We start from the raw sequence: 18,223 nt of genomic DNA on the forward strand, positions 1-18,223 counted from the left end.
AAGTTATTTGGCAATTGTCAATTCTGACGGGTCAATAGCTATATTCAATTCATTCGACTTATCGGGGCTGTCATCATTCAAAATAGTTTCTATATCCTTTCGTTTGTCTTCGGCTTGTCGTGTTTGGATAGAAAGCGCAAGATTGCGTGCCCCAGCTTCATTGCCTTGGCTTAGGCGCAATGCCATGGTTAGTTTTAGATATGGTGTAATATTTTGTCTAGGTAAATAGGTTTGTATTAGGCCCTGTTCCAGCACCTCAAGTGCCTCGTTTTCCCTGTTCTCAGCCAGCAATAGTTGTGCCAGTAAGTAACGGACTTTGTAAAGACGTGGATTGAGATAAAGCGCGTGTCGGTAGGCGTTACTGGCAAGTCTCAAGTAGTCTTTTCCGGTAAATTCCGGGTAAGATGAATATAAATGGCCACGGACGTGATATTGATATGTTCTAAGCGGGTTGATGGTCTCTGCTTTATCAAGTAGTTGTAGTGCCTCATTGTACAAGGCCATTCTCTTTTCTACAGCAGACTCAGGCCAGGTATGTATAGAGTCAATAAGAAGGCTGGCGTGTGATACGAGCGAGGCATTAGTAGCGTTTAACCGTTTTGCTAAGGTAAAGCTCTTGTCGGCAGCCTCGAATTGTTTCTGCTGGTATTCCTTTATTGCACGACGGTAGTAGTGTTGGTGTGCCCAGTCTGAGGCGAGCAATATCAATGCAATAAGGCTGATGATAATAATCAGCAGGCGTATTAAAGATGGTTTTATATATAGCTCTGGTCGTATATAAATATATGAGTTGGAATCTTTAATGCAAAGCTGATTTAAGCGCCCAAGAAACAAACCTGCAAGAACAAGAATAGAGAGAATATATAAGTTAAAGGTAAAAAAACTATGCAAGGCAACACTTAGCAGGCCACAAAATAAGCCACTTATTTCTAGGCGTGTTGGTAGGTCAATTGATCGCCGTAATGTTCCTCGAAAGGTGGTGATTGTGCTGATAAGCAATGCGATCAGAATTAGCAGGCCGAGTAGGCCCATCTCGAGCCAAATCTGTAGATAGTCATTATGTACATATTTTCCGCCACTGATTTCTTCCGGCAAGCGGTATTGTGGGTATAGCAATGAAAACATACCTGGCCCATGTCCAAGCCAAGGTGACTCCTTAATGATGCTCCAGCTTGCTTGCCAAATGTATAAGCGGTCAAGACCAGCGGAGCCGAGATCACTAAGTGTTAATAGTCGGCCAATAAGACCACCTTCAGTTTGTATATTGGCCAGTAGCAGGGCAACTAGTAGTATAAAAAGCAAGCTGAACCAGATGCCTTTATCAAGCCGGCGGTAAATGAGAATGCCCAGTAATGATTGACCAGCAAAAAGAGCGGCCAAGGCACCACGGCTTTGTGTTATGCCTACTGCGTAGGCCATCATGAATATCGAAGCCCCGAGCATTATTTGAATAACAGGATGTAGTCTCTGTTGCCTAAGGCTTAGAAACGTTGCACTAGCTGTAAGGAGAACCAGATTGAGCAGGGCTGCGAGTGTATTTCGAGTATAAAAGACAGAGGCACTACCAGAGTTATCATGGAATGTTGCACCAGAAATTAGCTCATAGGTATAGTGAAGTGAGAGCCCTGTAGCAATGGCAACAACAAGCGCCAGGATAAGATTCCACCGCTGTTTTTTGATGTCGGCAAGCTGGAAAAGGAAAAAAGCCGCCGGCAACATACCAATTAACCAGGCTGTATACTTGTTGTATATAGGAATTGAGCCAAGTGGAATAGAGAGTATTAGGTATAACCAGAATAGTGCAGTAGCCACGGCCAGACTGTTACGTGGTAGTTTTATACCAGGCTTTGCAGAACTCCAAAAAATATAGGCAGCGAGTAGCACAAATGAGGCCTGGGCAAAAACCAGGTAGCCGATGTGCACGCCGTGATAAAAGACGGCAGCTAACCAGGCGCTGCCCAATAAAATAGTGGGCAATAGACTAAGCAGACGGCTAACAGTGGCTGTCATAATGAAAAGCCAGACTATATAAAGAAGGGCGCATCATGCGCCCTTCTTTATTTATAACAATACTGATTATTACTGACAGCCTGTGACGTCACCACTGATTGTTGGTCCGCTCGTTGCAGAGGTGGCTTCTGCATAGGTGACCGTACAGTTCGGGGCGATTGTCCATGTAACGGGAGCGGTACCAGTAGCGGTTATGCTTGAATCTAAGGCAACGGTAATGCCGTCAGTCTCATCAGGATAGCCGTAGGCAAGGTTAACGGTTTGGCCTTCCATTACAATTGATGCAGTCGCTCCTGTTGCACCTTCTACCAGTGCCTGCGCGTGGGCGATGGCGCTGGCAGAGCGAACACCACCCAAGACACCGTCACGTGAAGCGCGTTCGGCATCTTCGGTCAGGTCGGCAAAACGCGGCAGGGCGGTCGCAGCCAGCAGGCCAAGGATGACGATGACGATAACGAGCTCAATCAGGGTAAAACCGCTTTGTTGCTTTTTCATACTCATACTCCTCAAATCTTCAATAATAAATCCGTCGCGAAAGGTGATGGCGCAGTCACTTGCTATGGGTATAGTCCTCTACAGTGACCGGCTCATTCAACCATGTGTATGGCTCAACGGCCGCCAGTCTTAAGCCGTGAATTTCATCGATGCCCGCGTTGTATTGCCCGTCATCATCGATATCAGTGTAGTCCAATTCTACCCGGAAGCGCGCGACGGCCGGGCCCTTCAGGTCACTCTTGAAATATTCCGCATTACTGACGCGATATATCAGGTAACCGTAATACTGGTCAAAATACCAGTGAGCGGGCGCAATGTCGGCCGGGTCGGCCTCGTTCTTGAGCCCGAGATAGTTATCCGGCCGTGTCGACAGCCAGCGCATCGGGTTTTTACCCCGCTCCCCGGCAATCGCCTGGATATTGCCCCCGGCGATCTTGTTCGCCATATCGATGCTCATCGCGCTGCGCAGGTTGCCCAGGACCTGCTGCATGCTGGTGCGTTCGGCCTCGACACGCAGCAGCAGTAGCCGGTCGATAGCCAGAATGATCAGCAGGCTGATGATCGCAATGACCAGCACCAACTCTAAAAATGAAAAGCCGCGCTGCGAATGCCTGGCTTTCCAGCAGAGTATTTTGCTGTTACCACAATAGCTTATAGCACATATCTTAGGCGATTTCACAGCTTTGTCAACGTCAGCCCCTGGCCACGGCGGCCAGGTCCCACATCGGCAGGAACACCCCGAGGGCAAGGACAAAGACCATGATGCCGATGATGACGATCATAATCGGTTCAATCGCCGAACTGAGGTTTTTCAGGTCGTAATCGACCTCGCGTTCGTAGTATTCCGCGACCTCGAGCATAAGTTCATCAATGGCGCCGGTTTCCTCGCCAACGGCCATCATTTGCAACACCAGCGGGGTAAACATGCCGGTGGCGGCGGCGGTGCGGGTCAGGGTGTCGCCGCGTTCGATGCCATTACGCATCTGCAGGATACGCGCGGCCAGGTAGTCATTATCCGCCGCGCGTGAGACCACGGTCATGGTCTGGATCAGCGGCACGCCCGCCCGCATGGCCATGGCAAAGGAACGGGAAAAACGGGCCAGCAGCGAGCGGTTAACAATGCTGCCGACAATCGGCAGGCGCAGTTTGTATTTGTGCCATTTGTACCGGCCTGCCTCGGTCTTCAGGTACATATTGATACCGACACCGCCAAGGATAAGGCCGGCGAGGATGTAGGGCCAGTTGGCGACAGTGAAATTGGAGGTGGCGATCAAGAACTTGGTGGCCCAGGGCAGGTCGGCATGGAACTTGGCGTAGATCTTGGCAAAGGCCGGAATCACGAACAGGTTAATAATGGCGATGGCGGCGACAATGGTAAGGATCACCACTATGGGGTAACGCATCGCGGTCTTGATGCGATCACGGGTGTCCTTTTCCAGCTCCTGGTAGGCCGCTATCTGCTGGAAGGACTCATCGAGACGCCCGGTATTTTCCCCGACCTGGATGATGCTCACATACAGGTTGGTGAATATCTTCGGGTGTCGCGACAAGGCATGGGAAAGTTCGCGGCCCGATTCAAGGTCTTCTACGATGTTGCGCAGCACCTTCGACAGGGCCGGGTTGCGCGTGGATTCGGCAAGACTGGTGATGGAGCGGACGATAGGCACGCCGGATTTCATCAGGGTGTACATCTGGCGACTAAACAGGACCAGGTCATCGAGTTTTACACCCGGCCCAAACAGGTTGCCAAGATGGATATCTTTACTCTTGGTGACCTTGGTTTCAGAAATATCGATCGGGGTAACGCCGGAGTTAAGCAGTTGCGCGGCAACGACGTCGGCATTCACCGCCTCAATATTACCCTCGATGGCATCACCGTGGTTGGTACGTCCCTTGTAATGAAAGCTACCCATGTGGTGTTAGTCCTCGGCGAGGACGTCATCCACCTCTATGGGTGCTAAGGGCAGGTCAAATTCCTCCGCGTCGGTGTTGACATCACCGGCAATGCGCATGACCTCTTCTATCGTGGTAATACCGGCCTCGGCATTAGCCATTGCTGCTTGCGCCAGGGTACGGAAGTTCTTTTGGCGTTGGGCCGCACGGGTAAAGCCGGCGGGGTCATTTCTGCGCAGGGCATCGGCCAGGGTATTGGTGATTTCGAGGAGTTCATAGACACCGATACGGCCACGATACCCCGTATTATTGCAGTGCGGACACCCTGCGCCGTGTTTAAACTGCACCGTGTCGGCGCGGCCATCAATCAGTTGTTGTGCCCAGGCCCATTCATGGGTCTGCGGCGTATAGTCTTCAATGCAGCCTTCGCAAATACGCCGGATCAGGCGTTGTGCAAGGACACCACGCAGGGCCGAGGCAACGAGGAAACCCTCGGCGCCCATATCCAGCAAACGCAGGGCGGTACTGACCGCGTCGTTGGTATGCAGGGTAGATAATACCAGGTGCCCGGTCATGGCGGCACGCAGACCCATCTCCACCGTTTCATGATCACGCATCTCACCGACCAGCACGATGTCCGGGTCCTGGCGCAGGGCGGCGCGCAAGACGCGGGCAAAAGTCAGGTTAATGGTGGGATTGATCTGGACCTGGTTTATACGCGGCAGACGGTATTCGACCGGGTCTTCGACGGTAATGATCTTGCTCTCAGGGTGATTTAACAGGCTCAGTGCGGCGTAAAGAGTCGTCGTCTTACCGCTACCCGTTGGCCCGGTAACCAGGGCCATGCCATGCGGCTGCTGGATGATGCGTTTAAAACGCGTGGCGATGTCTTCTGGCATGCCGAGCTGGTTCAGGTCCAGCATGCCATGCGACTGATCGAGCAAACGCATGACCACCGATTCACCAAACTGTACCGGCATGGTCGATAGACGCACGTCGATATTTTTGTCTTTAACCTTGATATTAAAGCGGCCGTCCTGGGGCATGCGTCGTTCCGAAATGTTCAGTCCGGACATGAGTTTCAGACGAGAAACCAGCGCGTTGGCAATGCGTTTTTCCTTCATTACCGTTTCATGCAAGATACCATCGATGCGCTGGCGCAGGCGCAATACGGTTTCATCCGGTTCAATATGGATATCCGAGGCGCCGACCTGTGCGGCATCTTCAAACATGGATTGCAGCAGCTTAACGACCGGCGCATCGGTAATGTCAGCGGCTTCGCTGAGTGCGGCAATATCAAAGTCGGTATCAGAAAGTTCGTCGCCGAGCTCTTCAGCAAATTCGGAAATCTCCTGGGTACGGCGAAACACCGCATCGATCGTCTTCAGCAGGTCTGTTTCACGTACCAGTGCCTGGCGGATGGGGCGCTTGAGGATACCGGCGATTTCGTCATAACCGAAGATGTCGGTGGGGTCGGCCATGCCGACCAGTACGTCATCGCCATTCGAGTCGAGGGCGATGGCGCGGTAACGCCGGGCATAGGTCTCCGGCAGCAGGCGCACGGTATCGGCATCGTACTTATAGTATTTGAGATCGATAAACGGGATGCGCAGTTGGCGAGAGAGGACGTCGAGCATTCTGCCCTCATCGGTAAAGCCATTTTCGATCAGGACCTTGCCGAGCTTGCGGCCGGATTTTTTCTGGTCGGCGAGGGCCAACATGAGCTGTTCCTCGGAAATGACCTTGTGCTCGACGAGCAGGTCACCGAGACGAATTTTTTTACGTGTTTGTCCAGTTAACTCTGGTTCCATTTACCAAACCCCGTCAACGGCAAGCAAATTGCCATTTATCCCTGACGATAAGACTAAAATAAGCATGAAAAATCAAGAAGTTTTATGTCAAACTTCGTGAATTATCTTAACGTATTGGTCACCCGCGGGTATCTACCCGTTCAAACTCAGGCTGCCGACCAGTTCCCCCACAGAATTAAGGCCGTGCCTTTGAAGATAGTCGAGTATGCCATGATTGATAGTCTGGCAGGCCAACGGCTCGTAAAACAGCGCCGTGCCGACCCCGACCGTGGTCGCCCCGGCGATGAGGAACTCTAGCGCATCCTCGGCGGTGGTGATGCCGCCCTGGCCGATGATGGGGATATTGTGCCCCTTGGTCGCCTGGTAGACCTGGTGCACCTTGAGCAGGGCCACGGGTTTGATGGCCGGGCCCGACAGGCCGCCCTGGTTGTTACCGATCACCGGCCGACGCTGTTCGATATCGATGGCCATGCCCATCAGGGTGTTGATCACGGCCAGGCCATCGGTACCCGCCTCGATACAACGTCGGGCATTTTCGGCGATATCGGTCTGATTGGGCGATAACTTGGTGATAAGTGGTTTGGAGGTATTGGCGCGGCAGGCCTCGACCACACGCGCCGACATATCCGGGTCGTTGCCAAAGGCGACGCCGCCTTCCTTCACATTCGGGCAGGAGATGTTGATCTCCATGGCGTCGATGGCGGAGTCGTCGAAGATCTTCGCCACCTCGGCATATTCCTCGACACTGGAGCCGGAGATATTGGCGATATAGCGGGTCTCCGAGAAATCCAGTGTCGGCAGGATCTCGTCGACCACGTAGCGGGCGCCCGGGTTTTGCAGGCCAATGGCGTTGAGCATGCCGGCCGGGGTCTCGTAGACGCGGTGCGGCGCATTACCGAGGCGCGGCTCGAGGGTGGTGCCCTTCAGGCAGACCCCACCGACATCGGCATGGGAAAAGCCCTCGACGCGGGTATATTCGTGCCCAAAGCCGACACAGCCGGAGAGCAGCATAATGGGGGTATTGAGTTTCAGACCACAAAAGTCGATAGCGAGTGGATTCATGGGGCTTATTGTATAGCAGATAAAAGCTAAATTGATGAATTATGATCGCTGATCGAGGAATGCAACGTGATCATCCATGTACTATAGCGCTATGTTTCATATCGTCCTTTTTGAACCCGAGATCCCACCGAACACCGGCAACGTCATGCGCCTGTGCGCGAACACGGGCATGCGCCTGCACCTGATCCACCCGCTGGGTTTTGATTTGAATGAAAAGAGTGTCCGCCGTGCCGGGCTGGATTACCGTGACATGGCCACCGTCACCGAGCATGAAAGTCTGGAACATTTTATCGAGCAGATAAAACCCAGACGCCTGCTGGCCTGCTCGACAAAAGGCACGCAAAACTACGCCGAGATTAACTATATAGAAGGTGATGCCCTGTTATTTGGCCCCGAGACACGTGGCCTGCCACAAGCGGTGCTGGATAGTTTGCCCAAGGAGCACTGCCTGCGCGTGCCCATGCAGCCCGGCTCGCGCAGCCTGAATCTGTCCAACACCGTGGCGGTGATCGCCTACGAGGCCTGGCGACAAAATCATTTTCCAGGCAGTGTTTGATAAAGTAAATGAGTCGATAAGAGGTACGGGATTAACGGTTTACGCCCATCGCGGAGATAGTGAAAATGTCTACTGCAGGCGAAAGTGCTTTGTTTATTACGAAAACAAGAGAGGCCCAGGACATAGATACAGGTAGTATCTATGTCCTTGATCCCGCCTGATCAATTTGTGTCAGTGATCGGATTTATCCTCTGCGGCCAATGCAAACACACGCAGCGCTGAGCCGGTTCCACCACGAATTTTTAAGGGCGGCACAACGGCAATAAACGTATAGACCTTCTCAGCGGCGAGCTCTTCAAGTAAAAGATTTTCAATAATATAAATGCCATGATCAGCAAGCAGCAGCATGTGGACAGGGAAGACCTGAAACCGCGGTTCAAATATTAGCGGCGGACGTTTTTCAAACGTCAGCGTATCATTACCCACGACCCGTGCACCTTTATCAACCAGATACTGTGCCGCACCAACCCCCAGCCCTGCGGCCTCATCTGCGAGATACAGCTGTGGGTTGTCACGAAAATATTGTCCCCATCCGGTACGAATGAAGACGGTATCACCGGGCTTGATACGAACTTTTTGCGCTTTGGCGGTCTGTTCAAGGTGTGCGGCGGTGATCTCAAAGTCGGCGGCCAATGGCGTGTCATCATTATTAATAAATCTCGCTACATCCAGCAGGACCGCTCGGTTTGCCAGTAAGTCGCGAGGAAAATGATCAATGTCCAGCTCTGCACCGATACCACTTCGCCCCAGGCCTCTGAGGTCACTGGTTGCCGCGGCGGCATCAACGGCACCGAAGAGGTGGCCGTCACGGCCAATATGACCGATGGCATCAATGCTCGGTGCGCCATGCTGACCACTCCATTGCATGATTTCTGAAGTAAAAGACAATTGGCCGCCGTCACCAAATATGCCACGTGTTGATTCATGCGTAGCATTTAATGACATGGAAAAGGGTGGGTTTACAGAGGCGACAGGGGAGTTTTCATCCCAGGTGTGGGATAAATCAAATGTCTGTGCGGTGCTTATAGAGTGAATCCAGGCTTTATTTTCTCTATCGTCATTATCTGATGCATTGGCAAGACCGGTAAAAAAAGACACAACCAGGAGAGTAGCGGATACAGTATGCAGAGCGGTATTGAACATAACATCAATCCCTTGTTGCTGATAGATAGTTTATTTCCATCACAACGATACCTGAGAAGCGGCGGTGTGGGTATATGAAATACGTGGGAATCGCCTAGAAATATTAAGCCTTCGGCCATCAATCTAGATTCCATGATGATAGTATTGAAAATATGATATCAAAAAAACAATACATTCTAGCCATCACCATTATCGTGCTTGTCGGCGTTGTCGCGGTGTTACCCCGATATGTTGAACAGCGGCATAACCGGGTAACAGCCGGGCCCTTGCCGGAAATCACCGCCGCCGCCAAGCGGCTGCATAAATCCCTGCTGGTTGCAGACCTGCATGCTGACTCGTTGCTTTGGGACCGTGACTTAGCCAGTTCATCAACCTACGGCCATCTTGATTTGCCCCGCATGCGGCGCGGTGGCGCGGCCTTACAGGTTTTTTCTATCGTCAGCAAAACCCCGCACGGGCTTAATCTGCATGAGAATGCGGATGATTCGGATGACATCACCTGGCTGGCCATGGCCCAGCGATGGCCATTGAAGACCTGGTTTAGCCTGCATGAGCGCGTGTATTACATGAGTTCACGCCTGACAGCACTGGCCGCAGACCCTGATAAGCAGTTTATGCTTATTCGAAATCAAGGTGATCTGGCCGAGTTTTTGTCACGCCGCCAACAGCAGCCCGAGATGTTGGCCGGGCTCCTCAGTATCGAAGGCGCGCATGCACTGGAAGGCTCTTTGGATTTGATTGATGCGTTTTATGCGCGCGGTATCCGTCTGGTCGGGCTGACACACTTTTTTGATAACGAAGTAGGCGGTTCGGCACATGGTGAACGCAAAGGCGGGCTAACGCCGTTTGGTAAACAAGCCATTGCCAGAATGCAGTCCCTGGGCATGCTTATTGATTTGGCGCACAGTTCTGAAAAACTCTTTGCTGACGTTGTCAGCATAAGCCGGTACCCGCTGATTGTCAGCCATACCGGCGTGGCCGGAACCTGTAATAAAAGTCGGAATTTATCCGATACGCAATTACGCCAGATTGCTGCCACCGGCGGCGTTATAGGTATCGGTTACTGGCCAAGTGCAACATGTGGCAGCGACGTCGAGTCTATCGTGCGCGCCATCGACTATGCGGTGAAGGTTGCCGGGATTGATGCTGTCTCGTTGGGTTCGGACTTTGATGGTTCTGTGAGCACGCCCATTGATGTCACCGGCCTGCCGTATCTGACCGATGCCTTGCTACGACATGGCTTTAGTGAAGTAGAGGTCAGCAAGATTATGGGCGGGAATTTTTTTCGTCTTTTGGGTACGGCCCTGCCTGCTGCGTGAGGCTAAATATTTTTTAAGGGTTACGGATGATTAAAAGATTTATAAATAGCTTCGGCACTACGATGTATGTGCAAATATGGGAAAAACGCATCAAGGTTACCAATATTGAGACAGGTAAGATATACGATGAAGCACCATTGGTAGCGATCGAAACAGTCAATAAAGATAAGAAAGCTGTAAATGCTGTGGGTAATAAAGCAGCGTTGCTAATGGGGAAAAATATTGAAGTAATTAATCCCTTTTCTCACCCAAGAGTTTTATTTTCAGACTTTCATGTTGCTGAGAAGCTGCTTCAGCATATTTTCAAGCTATTAACAGGTGGAAAAATATTCATATTGGCACCAGCTGTGGTTATTCACCCAATGGAAAAAACGGAAGGTGGACTTACCCTGATCGAAGAACGCGCTTTCAGAGAGCTCGCCCTTGGTGCGGGCGCCCGGGACGTGGTTATTTATCAAGGCTCTCCGTTGCCAATTCATGGATTTAATTACGAGGCAATAAAAGCTATGGATAAAGAATCAACGATAAATAGGGGCAGTAGTTTTTAAATACATCAATGATGTCTGGCGAAACCATAAACAATCATCACTCAGCAAGCCGTTCCCAGGCGTCCATGGCTCACACGGCATAAGTACATCTGACCGCCATGGTCAGTCCGTTTTACTCTGCCTTCTGCGCCCGATGCAGTAAATCCCGCACGGCCCGATGCGGGTCATGGCCTGCATAGATAACCTGGTAGACTTGCTCGCTGATGGGCATATCGACAGCCAGTGACGCCGCTAAATCATGCAGAACTTTTGCCGTCTTGGCACCTTCAACAACCTGACCAATATCGATGTAGGCCTGTTCGGCACTGTTGCCGGCGGCAAGGGCCTTGCCAAAGCGGCGATTGCGGGACTGATCATCGGTACAGGTCAGGACCAGGTCACCGAGGCCTGCCAGTCCCATAAAGGTTTCGGCCTCGGCACCGAGGCGATGGCCCAGGCGCGACATTTCGGCCAGGCCACGTGTGATCAGTGCCGCACGGGTATTGGCGCCAAAACCCAGGCCATCGGCGATGCCGGCGGCGATGGCAAGCACGTTTTTTACCGCACCGCCGATCTCAACACCGACCACATCCGTACCGGTATAGGCCCGGAAGGTTTCGGTGTGCAGGCGCGCGGCAAGCTGTTCGGCAAAGTCGCTATCCTTGGAAGAGACGGTGACGGCGGTAGGCAGGCCCATGGCAACCTCACGGGCAAAGGTCGGGCCCGATACCACGGCAAGCGGATAGTGCTGGCCCAACTCTTCTTCGGCAATTGCGTGGAGCAACTGGTGGGTGTCGGTTTCAAGGCCCTTGGTCGCCCAGGCAACACGCTGGCCTTTTTGCAGGAAGGGTTGAATCTGTTTCAGGGTGTCGCGAAACACGTGGCTGGGGACAACGATAAGCAGGGTTTCCGAAGCGGCAACGGCGGCCTGGGTATCAGGCTCTATCTGCAGGCTGTCAGGAAACGGGATACCCGGCAGATAGCCCTCATTGCATCGCGAGGCGGCCAGTGCCGCCTGGTGTTCGGGGTTATGTCCCCAAAGCACGGCGGGGCGCTGGTTTTTGGATAACAGGATAGCCAGCGCGGTGCCCCATGAACCGGCACCGAAGATACTGACGCTGTTGGCATCCATGATGGTCACCGCCGCTTATTGCAGGGTTTCGCTGCTTGCCGATTCCTGTTCCTGCTGCTGGGCAAACAGGGCATCGAAGTTAACCGGTGACAACAGTAGCTGTGGGAAGCCGCCGCGGGTTACCAGATCGGATATAACCTCACGGGCAAACGGGAAGAGGATATTGGAACAATAGCTGCCCAGCATGTAGGACATTTCTTCATCCCCAAAGCCGGCAACACGGAAAATACCTGCCTGCTGAACTTCGGCGAGATAGGCGGTAGTGTCATCATCGACTTTAGCCGTGACCGTTACCATCAAGACGATTTCAAAGACATGCTCATCGAGTGATTTGGAACGGCTTTGTAGTTGCAGATTGATGTTGGGTTGCCAGTTATCTTCACGGAAGATCTCGGGCGTATTCGGTGTCTCGAATGAAATATCCTTGGTATAGACCTTCTGGATAACAAAGACCTGTTCAGGTGTTGCGTTTGTGTTTTCTTCGCTCATGATGGCTTCCGTTTTTAATTCGGTGGTCGTTAATTCAGGCCCAGCATGGGATCGAGTTCGTCATCAATATCCAGTTCCGAGAGGTCATCAAAACCGCCAACGTGAATATCATCAATAAATATTTGCGGTACGCTGCTGCGACCATTGGCGCGGGCTTCCATTTCAGTGCGTCGCTCGGGAAATTGATCAACGCGGATCTCTTCGACTTCGACGCCCTTATTGGCGAGTAACTTCAGGGCGCGTACACAATAGGGGCATGCAGCAGTGCAGTAAACAGTAACATGGGGCATAGATATTTGACTCAGATAAAAGTGATAATGGTTAGGTTATTTATTACGCTTATTTTTACGACTATTTTTTACGGCCATTTTTACTCAGGGGCAAACTGGCATTTTGCCAGGCCATCACGCCGCCTTTGAGGTTGGAAACGTTTTCAAAGTTATGTTTGCGCAACCAGCCGCATACGGTACCGGAACGTGCGCCACTGCGGCAACTAACGATAACCGGCTTTTGTTTGTATTTTTCTATTTCAGCAATGCGTTGTTGCACACTGCCCATCGGTATGTGTAGTGAGTTGATGATATGTCCTTCAGCGAATTCTTTATCTTCTCGTACATCAATGACGATACCACCCTGGTGGTTAATCAGTTGTGTCGCCTCAGCGGGACTGATCTGTTTAATACCGCGAATGACACTTATCAGGTTTGTGCCCGAGAGCATGAGCAGAATAATCAGCAGGGCAAGAAATAGATCCCAGTGGTTAGTGGCGAATTCGATGAATTGTTGCATAGTATTTGTCTTGAGAGTCAGAAGTCGTGCTGAAAAAAAGGTATGATGAGAACGATCAGAACAGTCGCTCACCTATGTTACAGATTGTAAATGTACCGTCCCTGGATTAGCTACTAGGGTTACAAAAGACTTCACGCATCATGCCTATCAGGCGCAGGGTACGTTCATCACCCACACGATAAAACACGCGGTTGGCATCTTTGCGCGAAGCGAGAATGCCCTTGTCGCGTAATATCGCCAGATGTTGAGAGATATTACTCTGCGAGGTGCCGACATTTTCGACAATGTCCTGTACGCTGATTTCTCGTGCACCGAGGGTGCAGAGGATCTTTAGTCGCAGCGGGTGAGACATGGCCTTGAGTGAACGCGAGGCGCGATCGATGTCTTCATCACGAGATATAAGCAAGGTATCTATAACTGTAACTGTATTCATACTGACTACCTGTATAAATTAACCGGCCAGCGCCGGACTTCCATGTTTGCCCCAAGGAAATGCAAGGCGCACGTAGTTTCTATATGTTCATATATAATAAAAAGGTTATACAATAATGTACCGTTTTTAAAGGAAGTGCAAACGTACGGCACGGGGCGTGCCGCACGGCCGGAGGCGCTTGTGTTACACTACGCGCCCTTTTGAGGATGACGTCTTTCCCGCTTTCGAGTTAGACTTAGTCTAAGACGAAAGAGGAACAAATGTGTCACCATTTAGCAACCAACAAATGGAAATAAGTCATTGATTCCTAAACCAATGATGCTCATTATTCTGGATGGCTGGGGGTATAGCGAAGACCCGGAGGCCAACGCGATCGCGGCGGCCAAGAAGCCCGTCTGGGATAAGCTCTGGAACGATTACCCGCACACGACGATCCGTGGCTCGGGGGCCGAGGTCGGCTTGCCCGCCGATCAGATGGGCAATTCCGAGGTCGGCCACCTGAACCTGGGTGCCGGGCGCGTGGTGTATCAGGAATTTACCCGCGTTTCGCGCGCCATCAAGACCGGATCCTTCTTCAAGAATCAGACCCTGACCGACGCCGTCGACGTGGCGATTGAGAACGACAAGGCCGTGCATATCCTTGGCCTGCTCTCGCCCGGTGGTGTACACAGCCACGAAGAACATATCCAGGCCATGGTGCGCCTGGCCGTGGAGCGCGGCGCGAAGCGGGTCTACCTGCACGCCTTCCTCGATGGTCGTGATACCGCGCCGAAGAGTGCAGAGGGTTCCATCAAGGCCATGCAGGCGGTATTCGACGAGCTCGCTAATGGCTGTTTTGCCTCGGTGATTGGCCGCTACTACTCGATGGACCGTGACCACCGTTGGCCACGTATCCAGGCGGCCTACGACCTGATCACAGAGGGTAAGGGTGAGTTCACGGCGGCCACAGCCAGCGAGGCGCTCGAGATGGCCTATGCCCGTGAAGAGACCGATGAATTTGTAAAGGCCACGGCGATTGTCCCGAAGGGCGGCACGCCGGTACAGGTCGAAGACGGCGATGTGGTTGTCTTCATGAACTTCCGCTCGGACCGCGCCCGCCAGATCACGCGCCCCTTTATCGAAGAGGATTTTGACGGTTTTAAGCGCGAAAAAACACTCAAGCTGGGTTCTTACGTCAGCCTGACCGAGTACAAGGAAGACTTTAACGTGCCTGTGGCCTTCCCGCCCGAGCGCCTGAAGAATGTCTTCGGCGCCTATATCTCAAGCCTGGGTCTGCGCCAGCTGCGTATCGCCGAGACCGAGAAATATGCCCACGTCACCTTCTTCTTTAATGGTGGTGAAGAGGACCCGTTCGAGGGTGAAGACCGCATCCTGGTCAATTCACCGAATGTCGCCACCTATGACCTACAGCCAGAGATGTCAGCCCCGGAACTGACAGACAAGCTCGTCGACGCCATCGAAAACGGCAATTACGACGCGATCATCTGCAACTATGCCAACCCCGATATGGTCGGCCACACCGGTAAACTTGAGGCCACGACCAAGGCTATCGAGGCCCTGGATGCCTGCCTCGGGCGTGTCAAAAATGCCCTGGACAAGGTGGGCGGCGAGATGTTTATCACCGCGGACCATGGCAATGCCGAGCTGATGCGAAACAAGGAAACCGGTCAACCACACACCGCGCACACGACCAACCCAATACCGCTGATTTACGTCGGTCGTCCGGCCAGCTTTGATATAAACCACGGGGCACTGTCCGATATTGCGCCGACCATGCTTTATTTAATGGGTTTGCCGCGGCCAGAGGAGATGAGCGGGCCGTTATTGCTGACCCTCGATGCCGACCGCGACGCCGCAGACGCCTGAACGGCGTGACGCGGCAGGTCTGCTCGTGGCATGCTAGCGCCGTGCAGAGTCCAGGCAGAAAATTCCTACCCCTTAGCGCCTTGCTACTGCTGGGCCTTGCCGCCGGTTTGCCGTCCGACGCCCGGGCCGAGAGTGACGAGCAGGAGCAGATCGAGGCCCAGCGCCAGCGTGACAGACTGGTCAAGCTGAAAAAAACCATTAGTGAAATGCAGGGGACACTGGATCGTGACCGTAGCAAACACGGCAAGTTGGGCAGCCAGCTACGCCATGCGGAAAAGGCCATAGGCGGGCTGATTCGCCAGATCGATATCATCGATCGCAAGCTCAGACAGCAAAAACAACGTATGAAAGACCTGCAGGGCGAGCGTCAGTCCCTGTGGACTGACCTGGCACGCCAGCGCCGGGTGCTCGCCGGACAAATTCGGACGGCCTATGCCATGGGGCGCCAGGAATACATGAAGTTGCTGCTGAATCAGAAAGACCCGTCGGTGATCGGTCGCACCCTTGTCTATTATGATTACCTGAACCGGGCCCGTACCGCCAAGATCGGCGCCATTGACACGGCGGTGCTCAAGCTGGAAAGGATTGAGGCACACATTCAGGATCAGACGGCGCGCCTGCAACGGACCCGTGAGGAGCAGCTTGCGCAAAAGAAAAAACTGGAAAAGAGCCGTATTGAACGCACCCGGGTGCTGGTCAAGCTGGACAAGCAGATAAAGACCCGAGAGGAAAAGCTGCAGCTCTACCGCGCCGACGCCAAGCAGCTTGAGCAACTTATGCAGGGCCTGCGTGAGGCGCTGGCCGATGTCCCGGCCAATGCCGGGCAGCGCCAACGCTTTAAAAGCCAGCGCGGACGCCTGCGCCTGCCGGTACGGGGGACGATCACTGCCAATTTTGGCTCACACCGCAAGGCCGGGGGCTTTCGCTGGCAGGGTGTGATGATCCGTGCCAAACAAGGCGCCGACGTGAAGACGATCTCGCATGGCCGGGTCGCCTTTGCCGATTGGCTACGCGGTTTTGGCCTCATGGTGATCGTCGACCACGGTGATGGCTATATGTCCTTATATGGTCATAATGAGAGCCTGTATGTGGAAACCGGGGACTGGGTCGAGGCCGGGGACGTGGTGGCCGCAGTCGGCAGTAGTGGTGGACAAAAGCGCACGGGACTGTATTTCGAGATCCGCGCCAATGGCAAGCCCACCGACCCCTTGCACTGGTGCAAACGTCGCTAGGACCCGGGAACCGGGGTTATTTACCGGTGCCTTTTCCGGTGCCTTTTATAGAGTTCACAGGATCGGTGCTTGTATATGGCCGGATTTTAGAAAATACTTAGGCTTTGAGGCCTTAATTGCATGGAGCAGTGGATGAACGCGCTCATTCGTAACTTTTTAGTACTGACCGTTGGGTTGATGTTGGGGGTATCGTTGGCCATTGGCCGTAGCGGTCTGGCAGAGCGTAGCGAGGCACCGGGGCCACTGCCGCTGGATGACCTGCGCGTATTCACCGAGGTCTTCGAGAAGATCAAGAATGACTATGTCGAGGCCAGGACTGACAAGGACCTGATCGAATCGGCCATCAGCGGTATGCTGACAAATCTTGATCCACATTCCGCCTACCTCAACGAAGAGGCTTTTACCGAGCTACAAGTTGGCACCACCGGCCAGTTCGGCGGTCTTGGAATCGAGATCAGCATGGAAGACGGTTTTGTAAAGGTCGTGGCACCGATTGATGATACCCCTGCACAACGTGCCGGCATGCAGGCCGGCGACCTGATTATTCGCCTGAATGAGAAATCCGTGAAGGGCATGACCCTGACCGAGGCCGTGAAGATCATGCGTGGCGATGTCGGCACCAGCATTGAGCTGACCGTAGTGCGCGAGGGTGCCGAGAAACCGATCAAGTTCAACATCACCCGCGCCATTATCCGCGTCAAGAGTGTGAAATTCAGAACCCTGGACAAGGGCTATGGCTATATCCGCATCACCCAGTTCCAGAGCCGCACCGGCGATAGTCTCGCCAAGGCGATCAGCAAGCTGAAAAATGAAAACAAAACCCTCAAGGGTATCGTGCTTGACCTGCGCAACAACCCGGGTGGGGTACTGAACGCCGCGGTACGTGTCTCGGATGCCTTTATCGACAAGGGGCTGATTGTTTACACCGAAGGCCGTACCGAAGACTCGGATAACAAGTTCCACGCTACCCCGGGCGACCTGCTCAAGGGTGCACCGATTGTGGTGCTGATTAACGGTGGTTCGGCATCGGCGTCGGAGATCGTCGCAGGTGCCCTGCAGGATCACAAACGTGCCGTGATCATGGGTACGCGCAGCTTTGGTAAAGGTTCGGTACAGACAATTTTACCGATGAACAACGGTACCGCCGTGAAGCTGACTACCGCACGTTACTTTACGCCGAATGGTCGTTCGATTCAGGCCGAGGGCATCGTTCCGGATATTGAGACCGAACGCCTGAGTGTGAGTAATGCCGACAAGCCCGCCCTTGATCGCATCAAGGAGGCCGATTTGAGTGGCCACCTGGAAAATGGCAATGGTAAGAAAAAGACGGCCGACAAGGAGAAAACGGACAAGGAAGACAAGAAGAATCTGGCCAGTGAAGACTACCAGCTCTACGAGGCGCTTAACCTGCTCAAGGGTATAAACATCATGCATACCCGTATGGGTCGCTAGGGTCGGCCTTCAGG

At 53.0% G+C, this 18,223-nt stretch carries 18 protein-coding genes; 6 read left to right on the forward strand and 12 right to left on the reverse strand.

From position 1 onward, the window contains the following. Window positions 1-3: 3 nt before the first annotated feature. The 6 genes from EL386_RS00115 to EL386_RS00140 all read right to left on the reverse strand — a co-directional run bounded on the left by EL386_RS00115 (window position 4) and on the right by EL386_RS00140 (window position 7,271). Window positions 4-2,010, reverse strand: coding sequence for an O-antigen ligase family protein (locus EL386_RS00115; protein ID WP_126452075.1), 2,007 nt, complete (start codon window positions 2,008-2,010; stop codon window positions 4-6). A 69-nt stretch (window positions 2,011-2,079) separates the two neighbouring features. Continuing rightward, window positions 2,080-2,505, reverse strand: a complete 426-nt coding sequence (locus EL386_RS00120; protein WP_126452077.1) for a type II secretion system protein — start codon at window positions 2,503-2,505, stop codon at window positions 2,080-2,082. Window positions 2,506-2,560: 55 nt separating this feature from the next. Next, window positions 2,561-3,184, reverse strand: coding sequence for a prepilin-type N-terminal cleavage/methylation domain-containing protein (locus EL386_RS00125; protein WP_269471110.1), 624 nt, complete (start codon window positions 3,182-3,184; stop codon window positions 2,561-2,563). A gap of 13 nt (window positions 3,185-3,197) precedes the next feature. Then, window positions 3,198-4,418, reverse strand: coding sequence for a type II secretion system F family protein (locus tag EL386_RS00130; protein ID WP_126452081.1), 1,221 nt, complete (start codon window positions 4,416-4,418; stop codon window positions 3,198-3,200). Window positions 4,419-4,424: 6 nt separating this feature from the next. After that, window positions 4,425-6,209 (reverse strand): GspE/PulE family protein, encoded by a 1,785-nt coding sequence (locus tag EL386_RS00135; RefSeq protein WP_126452083.1) that lies wholly within the window; start codon window positions 6,207-6,209, stop codon window positions 4,425-4,427. A gap of 132 nt (window positions 6,210-6,341) precedes the next feature. Next, complete coding sequence (locus EL386_RS00140; RefSeq protein WP_126452085.1) at window positions 6,342-7,271, reverse strand: dihydroorotate dehydrogenase; 930 nt, start codon at window positions 7,269-7,271, stop codon at window positions 6,342-6,344. A 91-nt stretch (window positions 7,272-7,362) separates the two neighbouring features. Here EL386_RS00140 and trmL point away from each other — a divergent pair, with 91 nt between their 5' ends. Further along, window positions 7,363-7,827 carry a tRNA (uridine(34)/cytosine(34)/5-carboxymethylaminomethyluridine(34)-2'-O)-methyltransferase TrmL gene (gene trmL / locus EL386_RS00145; RefSeq protein WP_126457173.1) on the forward strand — a complete coding sequence of 155 codons (465 nt, stop codon included), beginning with the start codon at window positions 7,363-7,365 and terminating at the stop codon, window positions 7,825-7,827. Window positions 7,828-7,998: 171 nt separating this feature from the next. Here trmL and EL386_RS00150 read toward each other — a convergent pair whose 3' ends face one another. Then, window positions 7,999-8,970 (reverse strand): cyclase family protein, encoded by a 972-nt coding sequence (locus EL386_RS00150; protein ID WP_126452087.1) that lies wholly within the window; start codon window positions 8,968-8,970, stop codon window positions 7,999-8,001. Between the two features lie 152 nt (window positions 8,971-9,122). Between EL386_RS00150 and EL386_RS00155 the strand changes: the two genes are divergently transcribed. Both EL386_RS00155 and EL386_RS00160 read left to right on the forward strand, forming a co-directional pair. After that, window positions 9,123-10,289 (forward strand): dipeptidase, encoded by a 1,167-nt coding sequence (locus EL386_RS00155; protein ID WP_126452089.1) that lies wholly within the window; start codon window positions 9,123-9,125, stop codon window positions 10,287-10,289. Window positions 10,290-10,315: 26 nt separating this feature from the next. Next, complete coding sequence (locus EL386_RS00160) at window positions 10,316-10,837, forward strand: rod shape-determining protein (RefSeq protein ID WP_126452091.1); 522 nt, start codon at window positions 10,316-10,318, stop codon at window positions 10,835-10,837. A gap of 112 nt (window positions 10,838-10,949) precedes the next feature. Here the strand turns inward: EL386_RS00160 and gpsA are convergent, their stop codons facing one another. From gpsA to EL386_RS00185, 5 genes are all read right to left on the reverse strand, one after another. After that, complete coding sequence (gpsA, locus tag EL386_RS00165; RefSeq protein ID WP_126452093.1) at window positions 10,950-11,948, reverse strand: NAD(P)H-dependent glycerol-3-phosphate dehydrogenase; 999 nt, start codon at window positions 11,946-11,948, stop codon at window positions 10,950-10,952. Window positions 11,949-11,963: 15 nt separating this feature from the next. Next, window positions 11,964-12,437 carry a protein-export chaperone SecB gene (gene secB / locus EL386_RS00170; protein ID WP_126452095.1) on the reverse strand — a complete coding sequence of 158 codons (474 nt, stop codon included), beginning with the start codon at window positions 12,435-12,437 and terminating at the stop codon, window positions 11,964-11,966. Window positions 12,438-12,466: 29 nt separating this feature from the next. Further along, a complete protein-coding gene (grxC, locus tag EL386_RS00175; RefSeq protein WP_126452097.1) occupies window positions 12,467-12,727 on the reverse strand; it encodes a glutaredoxin 3 in 261 nt (86 codons plus the stop codon). 61 nt (window positions 12,728-12,788) lie between these two features. Further along, entirely contained in the window at window positions 12,789-13,226 is a 438-nt protein-coding gene (locus tag EL386_RS00180; protein WP_126452099.1) for a rhodanese-like domain-containing protein, read from the reverse strand. A 106-nt stretch (window positions 13,227-13,332) separates the two neighbouring features. Next, a complete protein-coding gene (locus EL386_RS00185) occupies window positions 13,333-13,659 on the reverse strand; it encodes an ArsR/SmtB family transcription factor (protein WP_126452101.1) in 327 nt (108 codons plus the stop codon). A 315-nt stretch (window positions 13,660-13,974) separates the two neighbouring features. Here EL386_RS00185 and gpmI point away from each other — a divergent pair, with 315 nt between their 5' ends. The 3 genes from gpmI to EL386_RS00200 all read left to right on the forward strand — a co-directional run bounded on the left by gpmI (window position 13,975) and on the right by EL386_RS00200 (window position 18,209). Further along, the gene (gene gpmI / locus EL386_RS00190; RefSeq protein WP_126452103.1) at window positions 13,975-15,525 is read left to right on the forward strand and encodes a 2,3-bisphosphoglycerate-independent phosphoglycerate mutase; all 1,551 of its coding nucleotides are present in this window, start codon (window positions 13,975-13,977) and stop codon (window positions 15,523-15,525) included. A 41-nt stretch (window positions 15,526-15,566) separates the two neighbouring features. Next, window positions 15,567-16,757, forward strand: a complete 1,191-nt coding sequence (locus EL386_RS00195) for a murein hydrolase activator EnvC family protein (protein WP_126452105.1) — start codon at window positions 15,567-15,569, stop codon at window positions 16,755-16,757. A gap of 132 nt (window positions 16,758-16,889) precedes the next feature. Beyond that, on the forward strand, window positions 16,890-18,209 hold the full coding sequence (locus EL386_RS00200; protein WP_126452107.1) for a S41 family peptidase: 1,320 nt from the start codon (window positions 16,890-16,892) through the stop codon (window positions 18,207-18,209). Window positions 18,210-18,223: the final 14 nt, after the last annotated feature.

The organism is Sulfuriflexus mobilis, from assembly GCF_003967195.1.
GTDB classification, from domain to species: Bacteria; Pseudomonadota; Gammaproteobacteria; order AKS1; family AKS1; genus Sulfuriflexus; species Sulfuriflexus mobilis.

Bases quoted from the DNA above. Each gene is read 5' to 3' on its own strand.
- EL386_RS00115 (WP_126452075.1), bottom strand. From the start codon at position 2,010: ATGACAGCCACTGTTAGCCGTCTGCTTAGTCTATTGCCCACTATTTTA.
- EL386_RS00120 (WP_126452077.1), bottom strand. From the start codon at position 2,505: ATGAAAAAGCAACAAAGCGGTTTTACCCTGATTGAGCTCGTTATCGTC.
- EL386_RS00130 (WP_126452081.1), bottom strand. From the start codon at position 4,418: ATGGGTAGCTTTCATTACAAGGGACGTACCAACCACGGTGATGCCATC.
- EL386_RS00135 (WP_126452083.1), bottom strand. From the start codon at position 6,209: ATGGAACCAGAGTTAACTGGACAAACACGTAAAAAAATTCGTCTCGGT.
- EL386_RS00140 (WP_126452085.1), bottom strand. From the start codon at position 7,271: ATGAATCCACTCGCTATCGACTTTTGTGGTCTGAAACTCAATACCCCC.
- trmL (WP_126457173.1), top strand. From the start codon at position 7,363: ATGTTTCATATCGTCCTTTTTGAACCCGAGATCCCACCGAACACCGGC.
- EL386_RS00150 (WP_126452087.1), bottom strand. From the start codon at position 8,970: ATGTTCAATACCGCTCTGCATACTGTATCCGCTACTCTCCTGGTTGTG.
- EL386_RS00155 (WP_126452089.1), top strand. From the start codon at position 9,123: ATGATATCAAAAAAACAATACATTCTAGCCATCACCATTATCGTGCTT.
- EL386_RS00160 (WP_126452091.1), top strand. From the start codon at position 10,316: ATGATTAAAAGATTTATAAATAGCTTCGGCACTACGATGTATGTGCAA.
- gpsA (WP_126452093.1), bottom strand. From the start codon at position 11,948: ATGGATGCCAACAGCGTCAGTATCTTCGGTGCCGGTTCATGGGGCACC.
- secB (WP_126452095.1), bottom strand. From the start codon at position 12,437: ATGAGCGAAGAAAACACAAACGCAACACCTGAACAGGTCTTTGTTATC.
- grxC (WP_126452097.1), bottom strand. From the start codon at position 12,727: ATGCCCCATGTTACTGTTTACTGCACTGCTGCATGCCCCTATTGTGTA.
- EL386_RS00180 (WP_126452099.1), bottom strand. From the start codon at position 13,226: ATGCAACAATTCATCGAATTCGCCACTAACCACTGGGATCTATTTCTT.
- EL386_RS00185 (WP_126452101.1), bottom strand. From the start codon at position 13,659: ATGAATACAGTTACAGTTATAGATACCTTGCTTATATCTCGTGATGAA.
- gpmI (WP_126452103.1), top strand. From the start codon at position 13,975: ATGATGCTCATTATTCTGGATGGCTGGGGGTATAGCGAAGACCCGGAG.
- EL386_RS00200 (WP_126452107.1), top strand. From the start codon at position 16,890: ATGAACGCGCTCATTCGTAACTTTTTAGTACTGACCGTTGGGTTGATG.